We start from the raw sequence: 20,392 nt of genomic DNA, 5'->3' as shown, positions 1-20,392 counted from the left end.
GGTAAACAAGATAGAGGCCCCAAGATTCAGGGCCTTTGCTAACAGATTATTACATAGATTGGGTGAAAGTACGGGTAATCACATCCTGTTGTTGCTCTTTAGTCAGTGAGTTGAAACGCACGGCATAACCCGATACCCGGATAGTGAGTTGGGGGTATTTCTCAGGATCTTCCATTGCTTCCAGCAACATGTCACGATTCATCACATTAACGTTTAGGTGCTGACCGCCTTCAATGTTTGCTTCATGGTGGAAATAACCATCCAGCAAACCGGCCAGGTTAGTTTTACGTGTTACATCATCTTTGCCTAACGCATTCGGTACAATAGAGAAGGTATAAGAGATGCCATCTTTTGCATAAGCGAAGGGCAATTTAGCCACGGAGGTCAAAGAGGCGACGGCACCTTTTTGATCGCGACCATGCATTGGATTGGCTCCGGGCCCAAATGGTGCACCAGCACGACGTCCGTCAGGGGTGTTACCGGTTTTTTTACCATATACTACGTTAGAAGTGATGGTCAGAACGGATTGCGTCGGTACCGCGTTGCGATAAGTATTCAGTTTCTGGATTTTTTTCATGAAACGTTCAACCAGATCACAGGCGATATCATCAACACGTGAGTCGTTGTTACCGAATTGTGGATATTCACCTTCAATCTTGAAATCAACCGCTAAACCATCTTCATCACGGATCGGTGTCACTCTGGCATATTTGATGGCAGACAACGAGTCAGCAGCGACAGACAGACCGGCAATGCCACAGGCCATAGTACGGTAAACATCACGGTCGTGCAGTGCCATCAGTGCAGCTTCATAGCTATACTTATCATGCATATAGTGAATGATGTTTAGTGCGGTAACATACTGTTTTGCCAGCCAATCCATAAAGTGATCCATGCGGGCCATAACCTTGTCGTAATCCAGCACTTCATCTTTTATTGGCTCTTCTTTCGGGCCAACCTGCATTTTCAGCTTTTCATCCACCCCGCCGTTAATGGCGTACAGCATCGTTTTAGCCAGATTTGCGCGGGCACCGAAGAATTGCATCTGTTTACCCACAATCATCGGGCTGACGCAACAAGCAATAGCGTAATCATCGTTGTTGAAGTCAGGACGCATCAGATCATCGTTTTCATACTGTAAAGATGAGGTATCGATGGAAACTTTTGCCGCGAATTTTTTGAAATTTGTCGGCAGTTTTTCAGACCACAGGATGGTCATGTTAGGTTCTGGTGATGGGCCCATTGTGTATAGGGTGTTCAGGAAACGGAAACTGTTTTTAGTCACCAGCGTGCGTGCGTCTAACCCCATACCTGCCAGCGATTCTGTTGCCCAGATTGGGTCACCGGAGAACAATTCGTCATATTCCGGTGTCCGCAGGAAACGAACCATACGCAGTTTCATCACCAGATGGTCAATCAATTCCTGAGCTTCAACTTCGGTCAGCTTACCTGCTTTCAGGTCACGTTCGATGTAGATATCCAGGAAACTGGAAACGCGACCGAAGGACATAGCAGCGCCATTTTGAGACTTAACCGCCGCCAGATAAGCGAAATAAGTCCACTGTATCGCTTCCTTAGCGTCAATAGCGGGGCCAGAAATATCATAGCCGTATTTAGCCGCCATCTCTTTAATCTGGCCCAGAGCGTGGTGCTGTTCAGCGATCTCTTCACGCAATTGAATCGTCATTGCCAGATCTTCACCGTTTTCCAGTTTTTCCTGCAATGAACTGAACTGGGCTAATTTATCATCACGTAAGAAGTCAATGCCGTATACCGCAACGCGACGGTAGTCACCAATAATGCGACCACGGCCATAGGCATCAGGCAGACCTGTCAGAACACCAGATTTTCGGCATTTCAGAATATCTGGTGTGTAAACATCGAAAACTCCTTGATTATGCGTTTTGCGGTATTCAGTGAAAATCTGTTTCAATTTAGGGTCGAGTTCACGGCCATAAACTTTACATGATCCTTCTACCATTTTAATGCCGCCGAATGGGATTAGGGCACGTTTTAATGGGGCTTCCGTTTGCAGGCCAACAATGGTTTCCAGATCTTTTTCGATATAACCTGCGTCGTGGGAGGTAATCGTAGCAGCAACATCAGTATCAAAATCAACCGGTGCATGAGTGCGGTTTTCGATTTTGATACCTTCCATGACTTTTTCCCATAAGATATCGGTCGCTTTTGTCGAACCTGACAGGAAAGATTCATCACCCTCATATGGCGTATAGTTTTTTTGGATGAAATCACGAACGTTGACTTCATTTTGCCAATCCCCAGGATTAAAATCTTGCCATGCTACAGAGAACTTTTTATTTAATTCAGTCATGATACTTCTGCCTTTGTAATAATCGAACTTTTAAGAAATCAGGCGAGAGAGCTAATTAATGTTTTTGCTCACTACGCAGATAAATTGACCAGTAAGTTAAACCCACCAAAATGGCGCCACCGATAATGTTACCAATAGTGACTGGAATTAAATTGTTAGTAATAAAGTGTGAAATGGTGAGTTGAGAAAATTGTTCAGGTGTTGCCCCCACGTTAATCCAAAATTCAGTTGGTGCGAAATGCTTAATAGCAATGCCAAGCGGGATCAAAAACATATTCGCAATACTGTGCTCAAAGCCGCTGGCAACAAACATACTTACTGGCAAAATCATGGCGAATATTTTGTCCATTAAACTACGTCCGGCATAACTCATCCAAACAGCGAGGCAAACCATTAAATTGGCGAGAATGCCTAAAAATAACGCTTCAATAAAAGAGTGGTGCATTTTATGGTTTGCTGTTTGCAAGACATTCAAGCCCCACAATCCGTCGGCAACACGATATTGACCGGCAAACCAGATAATGGCGACGAAAAATAGCGCGCCAATCAAATTACCTAAATAAACGTTGAGCCAGTTTACCATCATTTGATGCCAGGTTATACGCCCGGTGGCTTTGGAAATAATCGTCAACACAGTGGAAGTAAATAAATCTGCTCCGCAAACGACTACTAACATTAATCCAAGGGAAAAACAGATGCCGCCAACTAATTTAGCTAGCCCATAAGGGACAGATGTGGTCCCTGTCGTTGCGGTAATATAAAAGACGAATGCAATAGAAATAAAAATCCCGGCAATTATTGCTGACAGATAGGTAATGGCAATAGGTTTAGTGGTTTTATAAACACCAATGTCATTGGCGACTTGTGTCATTACCGCAGGTGGTAATAGGTTAAAGGGGGTGTCAGCTTTCATACCAACATTCTCTTTATGATGAATAAGTTACGGTACGTAACGATACTAACAAAGGTTTGAGAGAGGGAATTTGATATAGATCATAATTCCCTGAGAGTCGGCTCTGTTTTGGGGAGTGAAAATGGTTTAAATTCAATTTAACTTATTGATTTTAATTAAATAAAAAAATTTTAAAATTTATGATATTTTTTTATTTAACCGATGAGGGAAAACCTAATAAGTAAAATTACAGGTCAAATTGTTGTTTATTTGTTGTTGAAAATAAATTTAATTTAACCTGAATTTTACTTTTAATTATGAATTGTCTTTTCTACAATTTTATTTTGCGTTCCAGAAATCGCATTTTGCTTTTTGCAGCTTCTCATAAGCAGTCAATAAAGCCTGATGAGCGGGCAGTGATTTTAAATCTGCATCAACTGACCACAGACCATAAAAACAGTGTTCACCAGAAATAACTGCTGATGCAGCTTCAACAGCATCTTGCCCGTACATTTTTACGAATGCTTGATAATATTGTGCAGGCGCTTTATCCGCTTCCAGAGCAAGTAAAAGCAGGGTTTGCAAACAGCGATAATAATTAGCGCGTTCGGCCGTAAAGATTGAGGCGTTAAAATCTTGGGTCCATTCTACCCAAATTAAAGCTTGTTCCAAATCACCGCCAGCCAGTGCCAACATGGATTTCAGTTCACCAATCCGTAAATTGCTCCAGCCATTATCTTTACCCACCGCAATGCCAAGCAACTCACGGACACGGGTAAAATCATCCAAACCTTCTTCATCTAATTGCTCAATCAGGGCCAGATATTCTTCGGCTTGCCATTGGCTGTCCGGTAACGCTAATAAAGTTTCCCGCAAATGGATTCCCATCGTGTTATTAGCAAGATGTAAATCTTCCACAGGGTAAATGTCAGACATTCCTGGAACTAAAATACGGCAGGCATAAACACCGAGGTGCTCGTAGTCAGCAATATAAACTTCAGTATCCAATTGTTTGAAGATAGCCATCAACGTAGCGAACTCTTCTTCGGTGGTGCCGCTGAAATTCCAGTCAGAGAACGCATAATCAGCATCTTGTTTAAATAAATCCCAACTGATTAAACCGCTCGAATCAATAAAGTGAGTTTCCAGATTGGTATGTTCTGCCACTTCTTCATTATCGAAAGTCGGCGCATTGAACACATCCAGATCTTTCAAACTGCGTCCTTGTAATAATTCGGTCACAGTACGTTCCAGTGCTACACCAAATTCAGGATGCGCACCAAAAGAGGCGAAACAAGTCCCATTATTAGGATTAAACAACACCACACAAATAACCGGGAACTGCCCACCGAGGGAAGCGTCATAACAATAGAGCGGGAAACCTTCATCCTGCAATTTACTGACAGCGGTAACAATACTAGGATAACGATTCATCACTTCCTGGGGAATTTCTGGCAGGCTGATGCCTTCGGCGATAATACGATTTTTCACATAGCGTTCAAAAACTTCAGATAATCCCTGAACTCTGGCTTCATTCATAGTGTTGCCGGCTGACATACCATTGGAAACATAGAGATTGCCAATAATATTCATCGGAATATAGACGGTATGGTTATCAGATTGACGGGTGAATGGCAGGGAGCAGATACCACGCTCTTCATTACCTGATTGCAGATCGACTAACTGACTGGCGCATAACTCATTGTCAGGATTATAAAATTGGTGTAACCGGTCATCCAGAATGCCTGCTGGCAGAGAATCATCGTCCGGTAAAGCAAACCATTTTTCATTCGGATAATGGACAAAATCACCGTTAGCGATAGCTTCGCCTAAATAGAAATCAGCAAAAAAATAGTTGGTTGACAGGCGTTCAAAATACTCCCCTAAAGCAGAAGCTAAAGCGGCTTTCTTGCTGGCGCCTTTGCCATTGGTAAAACAGAGAGGACAATCGCGGTCACGGATATGAACTGACCAGACATTGGGAACCGGATTCAGCCATGAAGCTTCTTCAATATTAAAACCAAGATGTTGCAGTTTTTGCTGAAAACGGTTGATTGAGTCTTCCAGTGCGGCGTCTTTGCCGGGAATAAAGGTTTGCGTCATGGTATTCACTTATGAGTGCTCGTTATGGGGCGCTCATCATACGAGTTTTTTTTCAGTAGCTAAAGTCTGGTATGTATCACAGATTTATTGTTATCATCATCCATAATCTAACAGGATATTTTTTATTAAGGAAGAAGCATGAAAAAGATGAAACACACAGCTTTAGCCAGTTTATTGGCATTAATTAGTGGTTCTGCTTTTGCTTTACCAAATATTACACTTTTGGCGACCGGAGGAACGATTGCGGGTGGCGGTAAGTCCGCAACCCAGTCCAGCTATGTTGCTGGAAGAGTTGCTATTGATGAATTAGTCAATGCTGTTCCTGAGATCAAAAATATCGCCAACCTAAAAGGTGAGCAGGTGGTGAGTATTGGCTCGCAAGATATGAATGATCAGGTATGGTTGACATTAGCGAAAAAAATCAACGCTGAGTGTGATAAGACCGATGGTTTTGTTATTACCCACGGCACCGACACAATGGAAGAAACCGCTTACTTCCTTGATCTGACTACCCACTGCCAGAAACCCATTGTCATGGTTGGAGCGATGCGTCCATCTACAGCGCTTGGCGCCGATGGCCCGTTAAATCTATATAACGCTGTGGTTATTGCGGGTGATACAGCATCTGCCAAACGCGGTGTGTTAATGGCAATGAATGATGCGGTTATCAGTGGGCGCACTGTGGTGAAAATGAGCACCACTGAAGTTCAGGCGTTCCAGCCAATTAATGCTGGAGCTGAAGGCTTTGTTCATAATGGCAAAGTCAATTATTACGCTGACGCTAAACTGAGAGCTAATAAGGCGATTTTTGATGTCAGTAAACTGGATAAACTGCCAAAAGTAGGCATTGTCTATAACTATGCCAATGCGTCTGATCTGCCGGCAAAAGCGTTTCTGAGTGCGGGTTACCAAGGCATTGTCAGTGCCGGTGTAGGTAACGGTAATATGTACAAGGCGATTTTCGATACCTTGGCCCTGGCGGCTAAAGATGGGGTGGTGATCGTCAGATCAAGCCGTGTACCGGTAGGATATGTCACTCAGAATGCGGAAGTGGATGATAGCAAACATGGTTTTGTCGCTTCTGAACGCTTGAATCCGCAAAAGGCCAGAGTGCTTTTACAATTAGCTCTGACTGAAACACGTGATCCGGTGAAAATTCACGAGATGTTTGTGAAATATTGATTCGTGATTCAGAGATAACAATAGGGCGCAGAATGCGCCCTAATATTTCCTCCTCTTCTTCCGAAAATACCTTTCGTATAATATGGGAAAAGTTTTCTCATCTGCTTATATTTAAATGCAGCCGATTGTATAGGAATGTCTCGATGTGGTAACACGACTTTCTCTTTGTTGATCCTATAAGGCGATGTATATTCATGTGCAAACCTTTCTTCTTGTGTAGGTTTTGTGATCCATGTTATCAACTCCGAGTGGTTAGTTCCTTATATAAGGAATGAAGTAAGTAATATAACTGTTGTTCCGTCTTGGGATGTTAGATATCTTGCTGCACTAACAAGTTTAGAGACGGAGCTGGGTATAACATTTTTATATATTCTCATAAAGAAGAGTCTTCCTACATATACCCCTGTCACAAGAGGTATCCTTATGTGGTTAATTGAATTAGCAATCATGGGACGGCTTGTTAGGAAGTGACTAAAAATGATATTTTGGTAAAAATTTTACCGAAACTAAACGTGACTAGAATTATTGTTGCTCATAGAGAATCCACTATTCAAAGTGCTGATAGAGTTATTCATTTAAATTCTGAACCCAAATGATAAGTGTAGAACTAAAGGTTGCATAATATTAACCCGGTGGCAATTTCGATCTGGTATAAGTTCAGTAATCATACGCCCTTAGGAGCCAATGTAGTTAAGGCCCTTTAATATTTGGAGTAGGGAATGTCAAATGTAGGCCGGTTTGCATCAAGCGAGGGAACGCGCTGATTAAAACTAGCAATTGAAGGTAGCGTTCTGTTTGATAAGGTGGTTAAGGTATTTATTTGTACGGCAATTTGCCGAATAATTTGAATCGAGGTCTATTATGGCTACTTCCACCTCGCGTTTTGAGGCGCGTATGAGTCCTGATCTACATGATCTAATTAAACGAGCCGCTGAAATTCAAGGATGTACTATGACTGATTTTGTTGTGTCTGTTGTACATGATGCTGCACAGCGTGCGATTGAGCAGTCAGAAGTACTCGGTTTGTCTCTGGCCGATCAGGAATGTTTTGCGCAGGCATTGCTGAATCCACCGGAATCGACTCCGGCGCTTGAACGTGCATTTGCACGGCACCGCTCTTCGTTACGATCAGAATGAATTACGGTCAGAATGAGTGCTTGTTGACGCAAAAGATGATAATGCAGTGCGGTTTTACCGATATCATAGCTTTATTGCTTTACCCGATTCGCCATTCACATTATTCCTTCCTCTCATAGCTGTAGATAAAAAAGAGAAAAAATAAGCATTTCACCTGTAATAGCGCTGAATGAACAAGTTTATTGGCTATTTTTGCGGTAGTTTTGTTCAACGTTTGAATAACCGTTGCAGCAATGAAATGGGAATGGTACAACCGATATATCAGATTATTTATTGTTATCAATCATTGTTATTTCGTCAGAATAAGGTGAGGTAAATGAATCAGGTATATAATTTCAGTTCTGGTCCCGCTATGTTACCGGTTGAAGTATTGCGTAGAGCTGAACAGGAGCTCTGTAACTGGCATGGTATTGGGACTTCAATTATGGAGATCAGTCACCGAAGTAAGGAATTTATCGCAGTGGCAAAGGAAGCTGAACATGATCTGCGGGATTTATTATCAGTGCCTGAAAACTATAAGGTATTGTTCTGTCATGGTGGCGCCCGCGGTCAATTTGCCGCTATCCCAATGAACCTGTTGGGTGACAATGTTAAAGCCGATTATATTGATGGCGGTTATTGGGCTGCATGTGCAGTTAAAGAAGCCAAAAAATACTGCACGCCAAATGTGATTAATATCAAAACCGAAATTAATGGCTTGAAAAGCGTTAAACCAATGCGTGAATGGTCATTGAGCGATGATGCGGCTTATGTTCATTATTGCCCGAATGAAACTATTGATGGTATCGCCATTCATGAACAGCCAGATTTTGATGATAATAAAGTTATTATTGCCGACTACTCTTCTTCTATTCTTTCCGGGCCATTGGATGTGAGCCGTTACGGTATGATTTATGCGGGAGCGCAGAAAAATATTGGTCCTGCTGGTATCACATTGATTATTGTGCGTGAAGATTTATTAGGCAAAGCCCGTAAAGAAACCCCGTCTATTCTTGACTATGCTGTTCTGGCAGAGCATGACTCCATGTTTAATACACCGCCGACGTTTGCCTGGTATCTCTCTGGCTTGGTCTTCAAATGGCTGAAAGAGCAAGGTGGGGTACAAGAGATGGCAAAACGTAACCGAGCTAAGGCTGAATTGCTTTATGGTGCGATTGATAATAGTGATTTTTATCGCAACCAGATTGCCCCTGAAAATCGTTCTCTGATGAATGTACCGTTCCAGACGGCAGATGCCTCACTGGACAGCAAGTTTCTGGCAGAGGCTGATGCACAAGGGTTGCAGGCACTGAAAGGGCACCGGGTTTCCGGCGGTATGCGCGCTTCTATTTATAATGCGATGTCGATAGGAGGGGTTCAGGCTTTAGTTGATTTTATGGCTGATTTTGAGCGCCGTAACGGCTAATTTGTCAACTATTACCGGGAACAATGGTTCCCGGCCTATTCAAGGTAAAAAATATTTCCTCAAACGTAAAAATGACTCAATAATTAAAACAATGTAATCCAGAATCGGAGAGCCCGTTATTTATGCAATCCTTGATGCTACAACCTATTTCCTCCATTAACGGAATTATTAACCTGCCAGGGTCAAAAAGTGTTTCCAACCGTGCACTATTATTGGCGGCTTTTGCTAAAGGTACTACCTGCTTAACTAACTTGTTGGACAGTGATGACATTCGCCATATGCTCAATGCCTTGGCTGAGTTGGGCGTCAGTTATCGTTTATCTGATGATCGCACCCGTTGTGAAGTTGACGGTATTGGTGGGTTGATTACCCATAAAGGCCCGATAGAACTGTTTCTTGGTAATGCCGGCACGGCAATGCGCCCTCTAACCGCCGCGTTATGCCTGGGTAAAAATGACGTCGTTCTTACCGGCGAACCCCGAATGAAAGAGCGTCCAATTGGTCACCTGGTGGATGCTTTGCGTCAAGGGAGAGCAGAAATTGATTATCTGGAGCAGGAAAATTATCCGCCGTTACACATCAAAGGGGGTTTTGTTGGCGGCAAAATGACGGTAGATGGCCGGGTTTCCAGCCAATTTCTGACCGCATTGCTGATGGCAGCGCCATTGGCGGAACATGATTCTGAGATTCATATTGAGGGGGAATTGGTTTCCAAACCTTATATTGATATCACTCTGGCATTGATGAAAAGTTTTGGTATTACCTTAAATCACGATCAATATCAGATTTTCCATATTAAAAGCCAACAGCAATATGTTTCTCCGGGTCACTATTTGGTTGAAGGTGATGCCTCTTCTGCTTCCTATTTTCTGGCGGCCGCGGCAATTAAAGGTGGCACTGTGCGCGTAACCGGAATTGGTAAAAATAGCCTGCAAGGAGATACCAAATTTGCCAATGTACTGGAGAAAATGGGGGCGAAAATTCGTTGGGGTGATGACTTTGTTGAATGTGAACGTGGCACCCTTACTGGCATTGATATGGATATGAATGAGATCCCTGATGCTGCTATGACCATTGCAACCACTGCGTTGTTTGCGGCAGGGGAGACCGTCATTCGCAATATATACAACTGGCGGGTAAAAGAAACAGATCGGCTCCATGCGATGGCAACTGAATTGCGTAAAGTCGGTGCGGAGGTGGAAGAAGGCGTTGATTACATTCGCATCACACCGCCACCAAGATTATTACCTGCTGAAATTGGTACCTATAATGATCATCGAATGGCGATGTGTTTCTCGTTGGTGGCGCTGTCCGATACACCGGTTACCATTCTCGATCCAGGTTGTACAGCAAAGACCTTTCCTGATTATTTCAATCAGTTGGAGAGATTAAGCCAGCGAAAGTCATAATTATCGATTATTATGATTCAATAAAGCGTATTTCTTTGATCAAAATCTATCTATGCCCTATGGATTTCAAGATGCATCGCGACGGCAAGGGAGTGAATCCCCGGGAGCATAGCGAACTATGTGACCGGGGTGAGTGAGCGCAGCCAACAAAGAGGCAACTTGAAGGATAACGGGTATACATGGCATGCGCTTATTTCGTTCACTCTGTGAGTGCGTATAATAAACGGCAGATATTGATTATTTTATTGAGTAAATATTCAGCATCTGGTGAAGTGTTAACTTGCCATGCTAAAGGAGAACAATAATGGTGGCGATAGCCCCAGTAATAACTGTTGATGGGCCAAGCGGTGCAGGTAAAGGAACATTATGTCAGGCACTGGCAGAGGCTTTAGGTTGGCAACTGCTTGATTCAGGTGCTATTTATCGAGTGTTGGCACTGGCAGCGATTCATCATCAGGTGGATATCCAGTCTGAAGACGCGTTAGTTCCTCTGGCTGCTAATCTTGATGTGCGCTTTGTCCCTAGAAAAGGGAAGCTCAGTGTGATGCTTGAGGGCGAGGATGTCAGTAATGAGATCCGTACCGAGACGGTCGGCAATACTGCCTCGCAGGCGGCTGCTTTCCCACGAGTTCGTGAAGCGTTGTTACGGCGTCAGCGTGCTTTTCGGGTTGCACCGGGCTTGATTGCGGATGGCCGTGATATGGGAACTGTGGTGTTTTCCGACGCTCCGGTAAAAATATTTCTTGATGCCAGTGCAGAAGAACGCGCACGCAGACGTATGCTACAGTTGCAGGAAAAAGGCTTTAGTGTTAACTTTGAATGTCTTTTGTCCGAGATACAGGAACGTGATTACCGTGACCGTAACCGGGCAGTTGCGCCGTTAGCGCCGGCTGAAGATGCATTAATATTGGATTCAACCAGTATGTCTATCGAAGAAGTTATCGACAAGGCGCTAAATTATGCGAAAAAAATTCTCTCAATTACCTGAGCGATTTTAAGTTTTTAGCTTATAATTGATGACGATGTACTAAAAATTAGGTACTCGGGTATCGAATTTTTTCGCAAACCAAACAACCCTGTTACAGGGAATTGTAGCAGGGCATGTAAAACAACCCCATTCGGCGGGAAGCTAAATGGACGTTAAATTAAAATCTTGAAGATCATTAACATGACAGAATCTTTTGCTCAACTCTTTGAAGAATCCCTGCTATCTATTGAAACTCGTCCAGGTGCTATCGTTCGTGGCATCGTTGTTGCTATTGATAAAGATGTTGTATTGGTTGATGCAGGTCTGAAATCAGAATCCGCTATTCCTGTAGAACAGTTTAAAAATGTTCAGGGTGAGTTGGAAATCCAGGTCGGTGATGAAATTGATGTTGCGCTAGACGCTGTTGAAGATGGTTTCGGTGAAACTGTTCTGTCTCGTGAGAAAGCAAAACGCCATGAAGCGTGGCTGATGCTGGAAAAAGCTTACGAAGACGCAGAAACAGTTACCGGCATCATCAACGGCAAAGTAAAAGGCGGCTTTACTGTTGAATTGAACGGTATCCGTGCATTCCTGCCTGGTTCTCTGGTTGATGTTCGTCCAGTTCGTGATACAACTCACCTGGAAGGTAAAGAGCTTGAGTTTAAAGTCATCAAACTGGATCAGAAACGCAACAATGTCGTAGTTTCTCGTCGTGCTGTTATCGAATCTGAAAACAGTGCAGAACGTGATCAACTGCTGGAAAACCTGCAAGAAGGTATGGAAGTTAAAGGTATCGTTAAGAACCTGACTGACTACGGCGCATTTGTTGATTTGGGCGGTGTTGATGGCTTGCTGCACATTACTGATATGGCTTGGAAACGTGTTAAACATCCAAGTGAAATCGTCAATGTGGGCGACGAAATCGCAGTTAAAGTACTGAAATTTGACCGTGAACGTACCCGTGTATCTCTGGGCCTGAAACAACTGGGCGAAGATCCTTGGGTAGCAATCGCTAAGCGTTATCCAGAAGGCACTAAACTGACTGGTCGCGTAACTAACCTGACTGATTACGGCTGCTTCGTAGAAATCGAAGAAGGCGTTGAAGGTCTGGTACACGTTTCAGAAATGGATTGGACCAACAAAAACATTCACCCATCCAAAGTGGTTAATGTTGGTGACGTTGTAGAAGTTATGGTTCTGGATATCGACGAAGAACGTCGTCGTATCTCCCTGGGTCTGAAACAGTGTAAAGCTAACCCTTGGCAGCTGTTTGCTGAAACTCACAACAAAAATGACCGTGTTGAAGGTAAGATCAAGTCTATTACTGACTTCGGTATCTTCATTGGTCTGGATGGCGGCATTGATGGCTTGGTTCACCTGTCTGACATCTCCTGGAACGTTGCCGGCGAAGAAGCAGTTCGTGAATACAAAAAAGGTGATGAAATCGCGGCTGTTGTTCTGCAAGTAGATGCAGAGCGTGAGCGTATCTCTCTGGGCATTAAACAACTGGCGGAAGATCCATTCAATAACTACCTGTCTGTGAATAAGAAAGGTGCTATTGTGACTGGTAAAGTGACTGCGGTTGATGCTAAAGGCGCTACAGTAGAATTGTCTGACGGCGTTGAAGGTTACCTGCGTGCATCAGAAGCTTCTCGTGACCGTGTTGAAGATGCAACGCTGGTTCTGAACGTGGGTGATGCAGTTGAAGCTAAATATACTGGTGTTGATCGCAAAAACCGCGTTATCAATCTGTCTGTTCGCGCTAAAGACGAAGCTGACGAAAAAGACGCTATCGCTTCTGTGAACAAACAAGAAGACGTAAACTTTGCTAACAATGCAATGGCTGAAGCTTTCAAAGCAGCGAAAGGCGAATAATTCAAGTGAATAACGGTGGATAACACGGAAGTGTTATCCAGGTGCGGTAGTTTAGGGAGGTACTTATGACCAAGTCTGAATTAATTGAAAGACTTGCTGGCCAGCAATCTCATATTTCGGCCAAAACCGTTGAAGATGCAGTGAAAGAAATACTCGACCACATGGCAATAACATTGGCAGATGGTGAACGTATAGAGGTGCGCGGATTCGGCAGTTTTTCTCTTCACTACCGTGCTCCGCGCGTAGGCCGTAACCCTAAAACCGGCGATAAAGTGGAATTGGAAGGTAAATACGTTCCCCACTTTAAACCTGGCAAAGAGTTACGTGATCGCGTGAATATCTACGATTAAGTTTGAAGATAACAAGTTATTGCTTATTCTAAACGGCGCTTTCGATGCTGTTTTAGATTCATAATAAAGTGCTGGCCTTTCTGGTCAGCACTTTTTTGATCTAATCAAGGCTCATATAAAAAGAGCTGATTTTTATACTGAGAAAACCTACCCCATAATCCTGTCAATTTGACATTGTTTCCCTAAGGCAATAACGAAAAAAATTAAAGAATGGCGAGCTAAAAACGGTACACCGGGCTTTAAAAAGTAGCGGTTTGAAACGCCCAATAGGTCGTTCGTTCTTATAAGGTTATTGGTCTAACTGTAAGTGAGTTCTTAGCCTAAGGTATTGGTTCTTATGATAATCAGCCATTCGCCTTAACTTTTCATCAAGAAACATATCCGGCAGCTCGTAATCATCCCGGTGTTCAGAAAGATTAACGTGAAGTGATTCAAGAACTTTATAGAGTTCAATCCCATACTTCACAAGACAGTGACGCCGGGCTCGTTCTTGTAGCAGATAACCAAAGTTTTCAATATATTTTCTGGCTGTTCGAAAATCTTCATGCTCAAGTTTTTCCAACAGGAAGTAGTAAGCAGGGATCATCAGGCTTTTGATGCGCTCTTTCTCGACCTCAATATCGTCTTTGTGTCCTTATCGGTCAGAAGGCATATTGCAATAGATGGGAGATCAAGAGGGTTGTTATAATGAGGTTCAACGTTGAATACTTTGGCGATATTTTCAACATTGTTTCGTTTTGTTACATAATCAACATCAACAGAAGTTATGAAAACTTCATTAGGTAAATTATTTTTCGAGTATTTATGAAGGTATGTATTTACCCAGTAGCGCACAGCTTGACCACCAACAGTGATTGCTGGCCCTGCTAAGCTATCAGCGTTTTGGATTAACTCTTGATTAAGCAAATAAATTTGCTCAGAAGGCGGTATGTGTTCAACCGTCATAAAAAAGAACCAAATATTATAAACACTTGGCTCATTATATCATGTTCGGTACAGGGGAAAGAATCAGAAGTTCGGAGCCATACCAGCAACGGAACTACCTGATGGCACACTTAAAGCAGGTCTTTGTATAACAGGCTGTGGAGTCGCATGACCACTCCTCTGCTCTTTTACACGCTGAGTGTAGGCAACATGTTGTGCTTTTTTGATATCAGGTACATTCATCTTGAAGTTCGCCCTACGAGAGAATTAATTTAAAAAATCCTTGCACAAAATATATGCCAAAGTCGTAGCAACTTCAACTAAGTTTGTTTGATCATTTTTTTAATGGCGTAAACGCCTTATCGGATAACACAATGGAACGGGGGCAAGAAATTGAGAATATCCTTGCCGTAGTTCTTGAATTTAATGCGTGTGTCGAGAATCGTTACCGCTCCGGTATCCTCTGTTCAGTACGGATAAGACGTTCCACAGCTTGATACCAATCCTTCTCGTTTAATTAACAATAAATAATGAAATCAGAGCAGTTATTTTAAATAAGGTTTCATAATAGTGCTACACCCATTTTTTTGTCTTCCTGGTTCTTGCTGTGATGAAAACGATCTCAAAAAGGCATCAACATAATTAAGCAACTGCCACATAAATTGACAACTATGATTTCGCGTTACTGTCTCACGGAGCGATTCCTGCGTCATAATCATCAGAAAAAACACGGATTTTGGCACCGACATTGATGATGGAAAGCGGACTTTGGTGCTGCTTTCCTCTTGGTGCCACCATATTATAAAACCACATTTTGTTGTGGAGTTAATGGCATGAAACCATCAGTAGCTTTGGCTGCCAATCGGGAGGCCATCCGTCGTGTAGTGGAGTCTCATCGTGCCCGTAATGCCCGTGTTTTTGGGTCTGTTATACACGGTGATGACACCGAGGACAGTGATTTAGACATCCTGATTGACCCGACGCCGGAAACCACTCTCTTTGACATTGGCGCGATCCGGCATGAGTTGTTGCAACTGCTCGGTGTGCCAGTGGATGTGCTGACTCCGAAGGCACTACCAGAGAAATTCAGGGCGACCGTTCTTGCCGAGGCTGTGCCTGTATGAGCCGTGATCAGCAGCGTCTTGTCGACTATCTGGCGCACACCTAGAAGCCATCAAGCGTATCGACAGCTGCTCTACCGGGGCTTTACCAGCAAGTTCTAGAAGTGATGCCTAAGGATCTCCACGAAATTTAGTTTGATTAAAAACGTTATTAGAGCCTCAGGCATGGAATTTCCTGATTTAATGAAAATTCAGATTAAATAATGTTATTGAATATGAGAAGAAATAGATTCCAAGCATAATGAGAATAACACCGCTGGTGTAATTAATAAACTTGATAACACGATGACTGAGCATTTTCCTGGAGAAGAATATAATAATATTAATAAAGGCAACCCAAACAATAACGCCAATAATGGTCCCTATTGCACCAATAGCTAAACTATATTTACCTGATGCAATATTGTTGAGTTGTGCACTGACAGACAGCCAAAAAATAACATTATATGGATTTAATAGTGTTAACAATACACCATCAAAAAATTGTTTATGATAGGGTTTTGAGATGATATTGATATTTTCCTCATTTTTCTTATTTATGAAGCTGGTAATACCAAACCAAATGACCATTAATGCCCCTAAAAAACCCAAAATAGGCATAAAAATAGTATTGGAAAATAATTGTAATATACCAAAGCCTAAAAGTAACAAATAAATTATATCGGCAAAACAAGCACCTAAACCAAAAACTACTGCGTGAAGACAACTGATATTCAAGTGCCTACGCATAATTTCTATATTTATAGGTCCAACGGGAGCCGCAGCTCCCAATCCTAAAAGAAAAAATGTTCCTAATGTACTGATTACATCAACCATATAATTAATTCCATAACATGAGATGTTTATTTAGTGATAATCCAATGAAGCTTTGTAATGATATTCTGCACCCTTCGGAAAAACTACGAATAGCATGGGGTTTCCTGGTATTTATTATGATCAAATCTCCTTGTTCTGGTTTAATAAGGACAGATGGCGGAAGCGTGCCTCGCCAATCATTTTCTGCATTATCTTCAATTAACTTGGTGATAGGAATCTCAGGAACATCCCACAGCTCCAGCTCTCCTCCAGTTGCAGGCATTTTTATGTATATATTCACTGAGAATTGCCCCAACAAATTGACGGATTGTTGTTGAAGTCCATCAAAATGAGGTTGTTTTTCAACCATGAAAGAGCGTTCTGGTCTGTTCATTACTCTAGCAATCCCAGCATGCATCTTTTTACCTTCAAAGTTGGCAATACTGGCCCCTGCGGACCATACTTCGTCCAGTTCTAAACGAAATTTATCGAAAGGGGCTAACATTGGAGCACAGAAATTTCTGACGTTTCTGATGGCAGGTAGCGCATTTTCAAAATATTTTTTATAGCTATCGCTATCTTTGGGGTGACCAAAAGTTGTATTGTAAGACGGACCAATTCTATCAACACCATAATCAACTAAAACAACTTCATCTCCTTTTTTCAAATCATGGGGATGGCATTCTAGATTTTCATGGGAGAGGAAAAAATCAGAAAGCTTGTTTGCGATATCACTATTAACATATTTTTTTATATGGATTGCTAACACTTCGTCATTAAATAATTTAGTAAGATAATTTTCTTGTAGAGAGTCAGACACAATTATTTTGTTTTTCATAAAAACCACCTTATTGTATTTAACATGATTTTTTGATTATTTTCCATATAAAAATAGAATGGAAATATTAATTTAGTATCATTCAAGTTCAATCAATGCGATCTTAATCACAAAACAAAAAGTGGGTACTCATTTAAGTAGTTTAACTAATTCAGTATTCAATAATTGATGTAATCTCTGGTAATAATGATTTTTTACTATTTTACGTATGATTAGATTAATTATTTTATTAATCTATAGGATTGGTTAATAATTTCAAAAATGGATTTAGTGTTTAATTATAATAATAAGTGGATAATGTAACTTTTAGTGAGTTTTTATATCTGTAATGAGGATGTAGACAAAACCTTACCAAATATTTTATTTGATATCAGGATCGCAATATTGCATTTGCTATACCTAATAGATTTCGAGTTGCAGCGAGGCGGCAAGTGAACGAATCCCCAGGAGCATAGATAACTATGTGACTGGGGTGAGTGAAAGCAGCCAACAAAGCAGCAGCTTGAAAGATGAAGGGTATATCAATATAACACATAGTTGGTAATTAGCAGGTGGGATTTTCTGTATTTGCGAAGCTGTTCGCATATATTTGTGAAATGATTATTAGCCTGAAATTAATCTGCGAAGGTGTTTGATAATCTTTTTTGTGCTTCTGGCTGCTTTGTAAAAAATAAGGAATACTCTGCTGGAAAAATAAAAGGGTAAGGATGAATAAGGATGTGGTTTTCAGTTGTGATAAATAAGATAACAACAAATTGGAAACAACCTATACCAATCATTAGCGTGAATCAGGCTGCAATAGCTATTATTGTCGGTATTGTACCCTTGCTTTTTCTGCCTGAGTTACCACAGCAATGGCAGATTATGACATTGTTATTACTGGCGCTATTCTACTTATTTTTGCCATTTTGTCTTTGCCGGATGGTTTCAATTTCATTACTGGCATTTCTTATTGGGTGTTGGCAGGGAAATCATCTGCTCGAACAGATAATCTATTTTAGTGAAAAAGCGCATTTATCACGGGTTATTATTGAAAGTTTATCATTAGATAATGAAGATAAAGGTAGGGTTATCCTGCGTATTATTGAGAATGAAAACAAAGTTATTTTTCCACCACTGTATGTTTCCGCTGCTTGGGATATTTCGCCTGAATCTCTGTGTGCCGGTCAAGAATGGTTGTTGAAAATGAAATTGCGGCCAGTGCATAGCCAGCTAAATCAAGGTGGATATGACAGCCAGCGTAGGGCATTAGCTATCCGCCGACCTTTAACAGGGAAAGTCATTCACGCTGAATTAATTGACGGGAAATGTAACTTACGTCAGCTATTGGTCAGTCATATTGCACCGGATATTCGTGAATTGAAGCATAGTGGCATTGCGATGGCATTAGCATTCGGGGAACGTCGGTGGTTAAGTAAGGAGGACAATTTATTATTGCAACAAACAGGTACGGCTCACCTTATGGCTATTTCCGGGTTGCATATTACCGTTGCCAGTATGTTTGGTTGGTGGATGGCAAGATTATTACAGCTCTTCTTTCCCGTGCACTGGATAGGGCACAGATTTCCATTGATTATCGGTTGGATAGTGGCAATAAATTATGTCTGGCTATCGGGTTGGGGCATTCCGGCTATTCGTGCACTACTGGGTTTAACGCTCTGGCTATATTTACGTTACAGAAATATTCTCTGTTTCCCTTGGCAGTGGGCATTGTGGACAGCCGCAATGATTCTCTTATTTGATCCCTTAACTGTGCTTTCTGACAGTTTCTGGCTCTCTTTCTTTGCTGTGATGGCGCTAATGTTCTGGTTCTGTTGGGCGCCGTTGATTGAGCCATTTCGTTATGGTTGGAAATGGCTATGGTTGCGCGGGTTATATATGCAAATGGGTATGATGCTGATGCTTATTCCTCTCCAGCTATTATTATTTCATGGAGTCAATTTTGCCGCTTTATTTGCTAACTTTTGGGCCGTGCCAATCATCTCTTTTATTACTGTTCCGTTGATTATGCTGGCATTAATCAGCCATTTTTGTTGCTTTATTAACGCTTTATTATGGCAATTAGTCGATTATTCTGTAACCTTCTCTTTAATTCCTTTGCCAGTTTTGCAACAGTCATGGAGTGAAACGGGTCGTTTTCCCCTATTAATAACGTTTATTGGCTGGTTTGTTGTCATCATTTGGCGATTCGCTTGGTGGCAATCATATAAGTTACTGATTGGTATTTCTTTAGGGATAATGCTCTGCTATCTGAGGCGCACCGAAGAATATCTGTGGCGATTTTCTATGTTGGATGTAGGGCATGGGCTTGCGGTTATCATTGAAAAAGATGGCAAAGCGCTGATTTTTGATACCGCTAATCGTTGGGAAACCGGCAGTATGGCTGAAAGGGTGATTATCCCTTATTTGCGTTGGCATCGATTAACGCCAGAGCAGATTATTATCAGTCATGATCATCTTGACCATACGGGCGGGCTGGAATTCTTACAACAAAAATATCCTGGTATTGCTGTGAGAAGTTCTTTAATTAATCAGCAACATCTTCCATGTATACGCGGTGAACAGTGGTTCTGGCAGGGGTTGAGCTTCCGTGTATTATGGCCGCCGGTAAGATCATTACACGCAGGTAATGACGAATCTTGTGTCATTCGGGTAGACGATGGCAAACATAGCTTGCTTTTAACCGGAGATCTGGAAAAGCAAGGGGAATATAAGCTATTGGGAATAGAAAAAGAGAATTTAAGATCGACTATCTTGCAGGTTCCACATCATGGTAGTAACACGTCATCTACAGCCGCTTTTATTCATACCGTCTCACCACAATATGCACTGGCCTCTGTTGCACGTTATAGCCCGTGGCGACTTCCTTCGGTTAAAGTGCAGCGACGTTATCGTAAAACCGGAGCAGAATGGCGTAGTACCGCAATATCCGGGCAGATAACGGGTTATTTTTATGGCGATCATGTTGAAATGATGAGCTATAGGCAACAAATTATGTCACGTTGGTATCATCAGTGGTTTGGTATTCGTGGTGATCATGAGTAGAATAACCCGCTATTTCT

Annotated in this window: 18 protein-coding genes and 1 pseudogene; 11 read left to right on the top strand and 8 right to left on the bottom strand. The window is 42.0% G+C overall.

Features of this window, described 5'->3' with window-relative positions:
• Window positions 1–49: 49 nt before the first annotated feature.
• The 3 genes from pflB to ycaO all read right to left on the bottom strand — a co-directional run bounded on the left by pflB (window position 50) and on the right by ycaO (window position 5,327).
• Complete coding sequence (pflB, locus tag KZ793_RS00585) at window positions 50–2,332, bottom strand: formate C-acetyltransferase (RefSeq protein WP_225812587.1); 2,283 nt, start codon at window positions 2,330–2,332, stop codon at window positions 50–52.
• A 55-nt stretch (window positions 2,333–2,387) separates the two neighbouring features.
• Window positions 2,388–3,245: a formate transporter FocA gene (focA, locus tag KZ793_RS00580; RefSeq protein WP_225812585.1), complete on the bottom strand. Its 858-nt coding sequence runs from the start codon at window positions 3,243–3,245 to the stop codon at window positions 2,388–2,390.
• Window positions 3,246–3,563: 318 nt separating this feature from the next.
• On the bottom strand, window positions 3,564–5,327 hold the full coding sequence (ycaO, locus tag KZ793_RS00575) for a 30S ribosomal protein S12 methylthiotransferase accessory factor YcaO (RefSeq protein WP_225812583.1): 1,764 nt from the start codon (window positions 5,325–5,327) through the stop codon (window positions 3,564–3,566).
• A 138-nt stretch (window positions 5,328–5,465) separates the two neighbouring features.
• Here ycaO and ansB point away from each other — a divergent pair, with 138 nt between their 5' ends.
• From ansB to KZ793_RS22785, 8 genes and pseudogenes are all read left to right on the top strand, one after another.
• Entirely contained in the window at window positions 5,466–6,509 is a 1,044-nt protein-coding gene (gene ansB / locus KZ793_RS00570; RefSeq protein WP_225812581.1) for an L-asparaginase 2, read from the top strand.
• An 861-nt stretch (window positions 6,510–7,370) separates the two neighbouring features.
• A complete protein-coding gene (locus tag KZ793_RS00565; RefSeq protein WP_225812579.1) occupies window positions 7,371–7,646 on the top strand; it encodes a type II toxin-antitoxin system TacA family antitoxin in 276 nt (91 codons plus the stop codon).
• Window positions 7,647–7,962: 316 nt separating this feature from the next.
• On the top strand, window positions 7,963–9,051 hold the full coding sequence (serC, locus tag KZ793_RS00560) for a 3-phosphoserine/phosphohydroxythreonine transaminase (protein ID WP_225812577.1): 1,089 nt from the start codon (window positions 7,963–7,965) through the stop codon (window positions 9,049–9,051).
• A 122-nt stretch (window positions 9,052–9,173) separates the two neighbouring features.
• Window positions 9,174–10,460, top strand: coding sequence for a 3-phosphoshikimate 1-carboxyvinyltransferase (gene aroA, locus KZ793_RS00555; RefSeq protein WP_225812575.1), 1,287 nt, complete (start codon window positions 9,174–9,176; stop codon window positions 10,458–10,460).
• A gap of 304 nt (window positions 10,461–10,764) precedes the next feature.
• On the top strand, window positions 10,765–11,448 hold the full coding sequence (cmk, locus tag KZ793_RS00550; protein ID WP_225812573.1) for a (d)CMP kinase: 684 nt from the start codon (window positions 10,765–10,767) through the stop codon (window positions 11,446–11,448).
• Window positions 11,449–11,628: 180 nt separating this feature from the next.
• The gene (gene rpsA / locus KZ793_RS00545; protein WP_225812571.1) at window positions 11,629–13,302 is read left to right on the top strand and encodes a 30S ribosomal protein S1; all 1,674 of its coding nucleotides are present in this window, start codon (window positions 11,629–11,631) and stop codon (window positions 13,300–13,302) included.
• A gap of 65 nt (window positions 13,303–13,367) precedes the next feature.
• Window positions 13,368–13,652 (top strand): integration host factor subunit beta, encoded by a 285-nt coding sequence (gene ihfB / locus KZ793_RS00540; RefSeq protein WP_011145915.1) that lies wholly within the window; start codon window positions 13,368–13,370, stop codon window positions 13,650–13,652.
• 181 nt (window positions 13,653–13,833) lie between these two features.
• Window positions 13,834–13,902: pseudogene (locus KZ793_RS22785) on the top strand (bacteriocin immunity protein); the annotation flags it as partial.
• A gap of 39 nt (window positions 13,903–13,941) precedes the next feature.
• On the opposite strand, the gene KZ793_RS00530 reads toward KZ793_RS22785, so the two are convergent.
• From KZ793_RS00530 to KZ793_RS00520, 3 genes are all read right to left on the bottom strand, one after another.
• Window positions 13,942–14,238 carry a hypothetical protein gene (locus KZ793_RS00530; RefSeq protein WP_225812569.1) on the bottom strand — a complete coding sequence of 99 codons (297 nt, stop codon included), beginning with the start codon at window positions 14,236–14,238 and terminating at the stop codon, window positions 13,942–13,944.
• Window positions 14,238–14,597, bottom strand: coding sequence for a hypothetical protein (locus tag KZ793_RS00525; RefSeq protein ID WP_225812567.1), 360 nt, complete (start codon window positions 14,595–14,597; stop codon window positions 14,238–14,240). The genes KZ793_RS00530 and KZ793_RS00525 overlap by 1 nt, the downstream gene beginning before the upstream one ends.
• 63 nt (window positions 14,598–14,660) lie before the next feature.
• On the bottom strand, window positions 14,661–14,819 hold the full coding sequence (locus KZ793_RS00520) for a hypothetical protein (RefSeq protein WP_225812565.1): 159 nt from the start codon (window positions 14,817–14,819) through the stop codon (window positions 14,661–14,663).
• A gap of 131 nt (window positions 14,820–14,950) precedes the next feature.
• Here KZ793_RS00520 and KZ793_RS22490 point away from each other — a divergent pair, with 131 nt between their 5' ends.
• Together KZ793_RS22490 and KZ793_RS00515 are read left to right on the top strand one after the other, a co-directional pair.
• Window positions 14,951–15,073, top strand: coding sequence for a hypothetical protein (locus KZ793_RS22490; RefSeq protein WP_255619110.1), 123 nt, complete (start codon window positions 14,951–14,953; stop codon window positions 15,071–15,073).
• 291 nt (window positions 15,074–15,364) lie between these two features.
• Entirely contained in the window at window positions 15,365–15,700 is a 336-nt protein-coding gene (locus KZ793_RS00515) for a nucleotidyltransferase family protein (protein WP_265379819.1), read from the top strand.
• A 177-nt stretch (window positions 15,701–15,877) separates the two neighbouring features.
• On the opposite strand, the gene KZ793_RS00510 is transcribed toward KZ793_RS00515, so the two are convergent.
• Window positions 15,878–16,513, bottom strand: coding sequence for a LysE family translocator (locus tag KZ793_RS00510; RefSeq protein WP_225812563.1), 636 nt, complete (start codon window positions 16,511–16,513; stop codon window positions 15,878–15,880).
• Between the two features lie 4 nt (window positions 16,514–16,517).
• Window positions 16,518–17,330 (bottom strand): 2OG-Fe(II) oxygenase, encoded by an 813-nt coding sequence (locus KZ793_RS00505; protein ID WP_225812561.1) that lies wholly within the window; start codon window positions 17,328–17,330, stop codon window positions 16,518–16,520.
• A gap of 717 nt (window positions 17,331–18,047) precedes the next feature.
• On the opposite strand from KZ793_RS00505, the gene KZ793_RS00500 reads away from it, so the two are divergent.
• Window positions 18,048–20,375: a ComEC family protein gene (locus tag KZ793_RS00500; protein ID WP_225812559.1), complete on the top strand. Its 2,328-nt coding sequence runs from the start codon at window positions 18,048–18,050 to the stop codon at window positions 20,373–20,375.
• Window positions 20,376–20,392 lie beyond the last annotated feature (17 nt).

Source organism: Photorhabdus antumapuensis (assembly GCF_020387775.1).
GTDB classification, from domain to species: Bacteria; Pseudomonadota; Gammaproteobacteria; order Enterobacterales; family Enterobacteriaceae; genus Photorhabdus; species Photorhabdus antumapuensis.
The sequence above is the reverse complement of the archived record's forward strand: the minus strand, read 5'-3'. Positions and strand labels throughout refer to the sequence as shown.

Coding starts and splice junctions, on each gene's coding strand:
- cmk (WP_225812573.1), top strand. CDS start 10,765: ATGGTGGCGATAGCCCCAGTAATAACTGTTGATGGGCCAAGCGGTGCA.
- serC (WP_225812577.1), top strand. CDS start 7,963: ATGAATCAGGTATATAATTTCAGTTCTGGTCCCGCTATGTTACCGGTT.
- KZ793_RS00530 (WP_225812569.1), bottom strand. CDS start 14,238: ATGATCCCTGCTTACTACTTCCTGTTGGAAAAACTTGAGCATGAAGAT.
- rpsA (WP_225812571.1), top strand. CDS start 11,629: ATGACAGAATCTTTTGCTCAACTCTTTGAAGAATCCCTGCTATCTATT.
- KZ793_RS00505 (WP_225812561.1), bottom strand. CDS start 17,330: ATGAAAAACAAAATAATTGTGTCTGACTCTCTACAAGAAAATTATCTT.
- KZ793_RS00520 (WP_225812565.1), bottom strand. CDS start 14,819: ATGAATGTACCTGATATCAAAAAAGCACAACATGTTGCCTACACTCAG.
- KZ793_RS00525 (WP_225812567.1), bottom strand. CDS start 14,597: ATGACGGTTGAACACATACCGCCTTCTGAGCAAATTTATTTGCTTAAT.
- KZ793_RS00565 (WP_225812579.1), top strand. CDS start 7,371: ATGGCTACTTCCACCTCGCGTTTTGAGGCGCGTATGAGTCCTGATCTA.
- KZ793_RS00510 (WP_225812563.1), bottom strand. CDS start 16,513: ATGGTTGATGTAATCAGTACATTAGGAACATTTTTTCTTTTAGGATTG.
- aroA (WP_225812575.1), top strand. CDS start 9,174: ATGCAATCCTTGATGCTACAACCTATTTCCTCCATTAACGGAATTATT.
- KZ793_RS00500 (WP_225812559.1), top strand. CDS start 18,048: ATGTGGTTTTCAGTTGTGATAAATAAGATAACAACAAATTGGAAACAA.
- ycaO (WP_225812583.1), bottom strand. CDS start 5,327: ATGACGCAAACCTTTATTCCCGGCAAAGACGCCGCACTGGAAGACTCA.
- ansB (WP_225812581.1), top strand. CDS start 5,466: ATGAAAAAGATGAAACACACAGCTTTAGCCAGTTTATTGGCATTAATT.
- KZ793_RS22490 (WP_255619110.1), top strand. CDS start 14,951: ATGGAACGGGGGCAAGAAATTGAGAATATCCTTGCCGTAGTTCTTGAA.
- focA (WP_225812585.1), bottom strand. CDS start 3,245: ATGAAAGCTGACACCCCCTTTAACCTATTACCACCTGCGGTAATGACA.
- ihfB (WP_011145915.1), top strand. CDS start 13,368: ATGACCAAGTCTGAATTAATTGAAAGACTTGCTGGCCAGCAATCTCAT.
- pflB (WP_225812587.1), bottom strand. CDS start 2,332: ATGACTGAATTAAATAAAAAGTTCTCTGTAGCATGGCAAGATTTTAAT.